Source organism: Moorena sp., from assembly GCF_982860115.1.
Genome location: NZ_CEYLVT010000135.1, coordinates 14,487 through 20,310, shown reverse-complemented (window position 1 = coordinate 20,310; position 5,824 = coordinate 14,487). Strand labels below are relative to the sequence as shown.

6 protein-coding genes are annotated in these 5,824 nt (G+C 44.0%); all 6 read right to left on the bottom strand.

Translation table 11 applies throughout. The annotated features are described in order from the left end of the window. Window positions 1-152: 152 nt before the first annotated feature. Window positions 153-419, bottom strand: a complete 267-nt coding sequence (locus tag AC4II3_RS21075) for a hypothetical protein (protein WP_488010533.1) — start codon at window positions 417-419, stop codon at window positions 153-155. 135 nt (window positions 420-554) lie between these two features. Then, window positions 555-794 (bottom strand): hypothetical protein, encoded by a 240-nt coding sequence (locus AC4II3_RS21070; RefSeq protein ID WP_488010535.1) that lies wholly within the window; start codon window positions 792-794, stop codon window positions 555-557. A 49-nt stretch (window positions 795-843) separates the two neighbouring features. Beyond that, complete coding sequence (locus AC4II3_RS21065) at window positions 844-2,091, bottom strand: PRC-barrel domain-containing protein (protein ID WP_488010537.1); 1,248 nt, start codon at window positions 2,089-2,091, stop codon at window positions 844-846. A gap of 488 nt (window positions 2,092-2,579) precedes the next feature. Continuing rightward, on the bottom strand, window positions 2,580-2,915 hold the full coding sequence (locus AC4II3_RS21060; RefSeq protein ID WP_488010563.1) for a hypothetical protein: 336 nt from the start codon (window positions 2,913-2,915) through the stop codon (window positions 2,580-2,582). A 290-nt stretch (window positions 2,916-3,205) separates the two neighbouring features. Beyond that, window positions 3,206-4,135: a 30S ribosomal protein S6--L-glutamate ligase gene (rimK, locus tag AC4II3_RS21055; RefSeq protein WP_488010539.1), complete on the bottom strand. Its 930-nt coding sequence runs from the start codon at window positions 4,133-4,135 to the stop codon at window positions 3,206-3,208. Window positions 4,136-4,357: 222 nt separating this feature from the next. Next, on the bottom strand, window positions 4,358-5,566 hold the full coding sequence (locus tag AC4II3_RS21050; protein WP_488010541.1) for an FG-GAP repeat domain-containing protein: 1,209 nt from the start codon (window positions 5,564-5,566) through the stop codon (window positions 4,358-4,360). Window positions 5,567-5,824 lie beyond the last annotated feature (258 nt).

The following is a 5,824-nucleotide window of genomic DNA, read 5'->3' as shown; positions in this document are numbered from 1 at the left end:
AGTCGGGAGTCGGGAGTCGGGAGTCGGGAGTCGGGAGTCGGGAGTCGGGAGTCGGTAATTTATTATCAAAAATGGGCACAATTGATTTAGTAATACTCTAGTATTTATTATTTAGTTTTAATGGTGAATAATTAATCAACAAATTACCCGTTTTATTGAGTGGTTTTCCAGGAATTTACTGGTGCAAATTGCTGCTGCAACTGGTTGTAAGTCATAGCACCAAGGGGACTGATGGCAGCAATACTACCTCCTAGGATCACAATACTTAACACCAGGAAGATTTGGAGCCGTTTCACTGAGGCTTCTAGGGATTGCACCTCCTGTTGCAGGCCATTGATAACTCTTATTGCTCTGAGGTCAGACCATATACTGTCTTCTTCAAGAAATTCACAATCGCTATTGTTGTCAGTCGTCATCATTGTTTGAGTACTCCTTCAATAAAGGTTTTTTGCCAAGGTCTAAGTAATTACGAAGTAACTATTGAGCCATTGGCTGAGAGCCAACGGCTGATAGCTGAGAGCTGATAGCTGATAGCTAATAGCTAATAGCTGACATTACTGATCAGCGATCATTAACACAGAGATGATGTTCTGCAGAGACTTCTGTTTTTCTTTTCTCTCGGATGCAGCGGTTTCTGCTGGTGTTTGGGGTGCAGTTGCTTGTGCTGAACTCGGAGTCGGTTGAGACTGAGAGTTCTGATTACCATCAGTAGCTAGAGATAACAAAGATGCGATCGCTAAAATACTTAGCACCATTGCAAATTGTCTAGTTACCAGTATTGCAACTTGTCTCATAGTATTTTTCTCCTTAAGTTGTATAGACAAAACACTTTGCTCAAATAAGTTAGTGCTTAAGAGCTGTTTGGGCAGATTCTGGTTCAGAACTAGCTTTGAGTGTCTTGTCTTTGTCAGCAGCTTCTGTAGTAGTAGCGGAGTCAGCACTTGGCAACTTTGTCTTTACTTGAACTAGTTTTTCCTGAGCCTGGTCAGTCAGCTGTTTAGTAGTCTGTTGTGCTTGACCAGCAACCTCAGAGAACTTATTTTGGGTATTCTCCGCTACTTTTTTAGTAGTTTGTTGCACTTGAGTGGTGACCTCAGAAAGCTTCTCTTTTGTATTACCAGTCAGCTGTTTAGCGCTTTGTTGGACTTGACCAGCAACCTCAGAGAACTTATTTTGGCTATTCTCCGCTACTTTTTTAGGAGTTTCTTGCAATTGAGTGGTGACATCAGAAAGCTTCTGTTGAGCATTACCAGTTAGCTGTTTAGTGGTTTGTTGTGCTTGACCAGCAACCTCAGAAAACTTATTTTGGGTATTCTCCGCGACTTTTTTAGTAGTTTCTTGTACTTGATCAGCGACATCAGAGAACTTATCTTGAGCATTCCCCGCGACTTTTTTAGTAGTTTCTTGCACTTGACCAGCGACATCAGAGAGCTTCTCTTGGGTATTCTCCGCGACTTTTTTAGTAGTTTCTTGCACTTGAGTCGCTAGCCCCTGAGCCCCTTCCACCAGCGCCGCCATATCTTCCTTGGTTTTAGCGTAGTCATCTTTCAAGGATTCAGCCGCCTGAGAAATTTTGTGGTTGATGCCACCTGTATAGTGTTCAGCGTTTTGCACCATCGTCTCTATGGCCATCACTCGTTTACCGCCCACACTAGCGATCGCGACAGGGGGAAGTCGGTAGGTGCCATCAGTGAGACCACGCCAGCCCTTGGAGCCAAAGATATACTCAACTACCTTTCCAGTTTGGGGGTCGAATCGATAGTCCATCAAAGTACCTGCCTGATTCCCTCCGTCCGTCCACAACTGATGTCCCACAATCGATTCCACTGATGGGGGTTTTTTCGCTGCGGTTTCCGAGTCAAGGTAAACTAGAATGCTGTCGGAGCCAATCGCCTCAATTTCTACCCAAGTAAATGACCGTTTTTTGCGACCGAGCAGTCCTGACTTGCAAACCAAACCCAAAACTTGGTGAGCAATTGGGTCGAGCCACAGCTCAGCTACCCGACCAATTTCTTCGGTGTTTTGGCGATTCAGTACTATCTGGTTGATTACATCACTGTGCTTAATGGCAGTTTCTGATTGTGTGTTCATCAACGTTCTCCTTAGTTTGAAATCAGAGTTTTTAGAGCAAATCTGGTAGCATCGGAGTTGTTAACAATTTGCATTTGCCGACCTTGACTCTCTCCATTTCCTCCCCTCTATAGTCATGAGATTAGGCATCAGCTGGTTGTTTACGCCGAAACAGAGTATTTACTTAGAAATTCGGCTCCTTTGATTAAGCTCTGCTCAAAGATTAATCAAACTTTGTGAAAAAACTGTGAGTATACTAGTGGCCTTGGCCGCTAAAAAAGCTTTTGAATGACCGATTTGAATGCAACCCGATAATTCTTCTGTAAGCAAAAAATTGTCAACTTGTTGACCAAATTTGTAAACTATTGGTTTGTTGCGTAAGTCCTGATATTGCGTTTCGATTTGCTGAAGTATCCCTGATGTTAATCCTGAGAACGATAATTTAATTATCGCGTTTATCGTACTTATGAGGTACAGTAGTCAATTTTATTCCCCCTACTCCCTACTCCCTACTCCGTACTCCCTTGCACTTGCTCCCCCAGCCACTTAGTAATCAGTTCTGGACAATTCTTCTTAAACCAGCGCAGAGCAACAACTCTGAAGGCTGGTTTGGACATACGGGCAATTGATTTCATCATCCAGTTGAGGGAGCGAGACTGAAACTTTTTGTTGATTATGTTGACTGAGCCCACATCGTAGAGGCAATCGAGGATCAGCTTCACGGTAGCTTCTTCCCTCTCTACTAAATGTTCCAGCAGCAGCAGTACATCATGCATACGCTCCTTTTGCATGCGCTCTTCTTCCAAGATTTTCGGCACCTCGACCAATGGTTCGGAAGATGTCATCATAGTCGTGGTATCTATACTTGACTGTTCCAGGCTTGGATTCATTCCTTACACCCTAATCAAAAATGTACCTATGTCAGTCACTATAACCTAGTACTGCGTCAAAATTAAATTGATAACCATTAGGTACCCTATTAGTTGCATGTTTGAGCCATCGATGCCTTTCCAGGGATTGCTTTGTTTTACCATCAAGCCCCTGGTTTGAGATAAGTTTTGTTTTTAACCAATAGAAAACTTCTGATCGGGGCATGGGAAATAGAGAATTACAGATTCTTGAGAATTTAATACTTTTAATACTTTATGCGATCGCGAACAGCTCCACTTCCAGGGGCACCTTTTTTCTGATTCGCAGCACTTTTTTCCAAAAATTCAATAATCTTCCCCGCCACATCCACCCCAGTCGCCTTTTCAATTCCTTCTAGTCCTGGTGAAGAATTAACTTCCAACACTAGCGGACCACGATGGGAGCGTACCATGTCTACCCCAGCTATGGGTAATCCCATGGCTTTAGCAGCACGAATTGCTGTGGTAAGCTCTTGAGAGGTTAACTGGATTTTTTCCGCTGTTCCCCCTCGGTGTAGGTTCGAGCGGAATTCCCCCTCTGCTCCCTGTCGCTTAATTGATGCCACTACCTTACTATTAATCACAAGACAGCGAATATCCATACCCCCTGCTTCTTTGATAAATTCTTGGACTAAGATATTGGCTTGTAAACCGCGAAAGGCTTCAATGACCGACTTGGCAGCTTGATGGGTTTCTGCCAGGACTACCCCAATACCTTGGCTACCCTCCAAGAGTTTAATCACCAAAGGAGCACCACCTACCATCTCGATTAAGTGGTCAATATCTTCGGTTAAATAGGCAAAGCCAGTTACGGGCAAACCAATATTTTCACCAGAAAGGATCTGAAGAGAGCGTAGTTTATCACGGGAGCGGGAAATTCCCTGAGTTGGATTAGCACTCTTTACGCCCATCACTTCAAACTGCCGTACAACGGCGGTGCCATAGAAGGTCTGTGATGCCCCGATCCGAGGAATAATGGCATCAAAGTCATCTAAGGGTTTGCCCTGATACATTACCATTGGCTTGTCAGCTGTAATATTCAGGTAACAGCACATATAGTTAATCACCCGCATTTGATGACCCCGCTTTTCCCCAGAATCCTTCAAGCGTCGGGTAGAATATAAGTTAGGATCTAAGGATAAGATCGCAATTTTCATTTACTTTACTCTATAATCATTAACGCTATAGAATAAAGATAAATCTTAGGGGCGCAGGGGATGCCCCCCTAAGGTGTGTCAATAATTGATTATAAACCGCAGCAAGTCACAAGTGCGATTGGCCTACGGCCACGCTACGCGATGCTCGGTACGAGCCGCTACGCGAACGCTTAATTTGATTGAGCGATTGTTGTTGAAAGTCAACGCTCAACACAGGTCACTTCAGGCATGACCTTCCCAGCTCAAATCTACCGACTCAGCGATTACTGGTCGGTCGTAACCATTTTCATTCATCATCCACATTCCTGTCTTGCCATCAACAGTATTACTCCAGAAAATGTCATCGTAACCATTCTCGTCAAAATCCATAACTCCTTGAAATTTCCAGGTGTTGTTGAGGGGTGCATGATTAACGAATACTGACTCTATGTAATCGGTACCTGCCATGCGCCAGTAGGAAACATTTTGGTTTTCAGTATTAAGCCAGAGAACATCCGCGTCTGTATCTCCATCAAAGTCTCCGGCACCAAGCATCTTCCATTTACTATTCGCTAATTCTGATTGGATTAGTACTCCTCGATTCGGCTCAGTGCCATTCATCAGCCAAACTGCATTTTCGCCAGTGGAGTGATTACGCCACAGCAAATCCGTTTGCTGATCATCGTTGAAATCTCCTGTGCCATGGATTTTCCAGTTAAGGTCTGAGACTGGGACGATGGATACTGCTTCTTGAAACTGGGAACCATTCATTAACCAGATATCAATGTCTCCAGTAACGGTATTGCGCCAAACCATATCTTTGTGGCTATCACCGTTAAAGTCTCCGGCAGCACGAATCTCCCAGTCACTGTTAACGGATTCCATTTGAATCGTGACTGCCTCATCTAGGTCAGTACCCATTACCCCATGCATCCGCCAAGCTCCCATGGTGCCAGTCTCAGAATTATGCCAGAACAGATCTACTTCAGCGGAGGTGAATTCAATGGCGTCAATTCGCCCTAACTCGAAGGTCTCATTATCAAGACTATCTGCCTCTACAACAATTTCAATGCGATCGCCTGGAGCAAGTTGTACATCTTTAAAGATAGGATTTGGATTAGGATCACCATTGCTGAGAGAGTCAGTCAAACCGACATAGTTACCGGAGTTGGGTCCTTCTCCACCAAGGTTTTTATCCAAAGTATAGGTGTCAACATCAATACCATTGACCCGTAATTTTAGTTTGGCTTGTCCATCTACTTCATCAAAGTGAGCAATACCGATATGGTATTTGCCAGCAACACCATCACTTTCTGTCCAGTCAATTCTGATTATGCCGTTGGTTTCAATGTCTTCGATTCTGACTGCCTTAGAGCCTGAAGCACTATTATTATCAAAAACCTGGTAATTTTCTAGGGTAACGCGAGTTGTGTTTTCTGCTTCGATTTTCATAGTTGTTTTCCTGTTTTAGATGAAGCGCGTTTTGTGGATTGGTAATTGTCAGCGGTCAGCGGTCAGCGGTCAGCGGTCAGCGGTCAGCGGTCAGCCTTCATTAGCTGATAGCTGATAGCTTAAATTAACAGCTAATCAACTACTGGTTTGCTGAAAATCCCGTTGGGAGCATGTCAGTTTTTTTATCCCTGATTCAGATCCCCCTAAATCCCCCTTAGTAAGGGGGACTTTTGAATCTAATCCCCCCCTTTTTTAAGG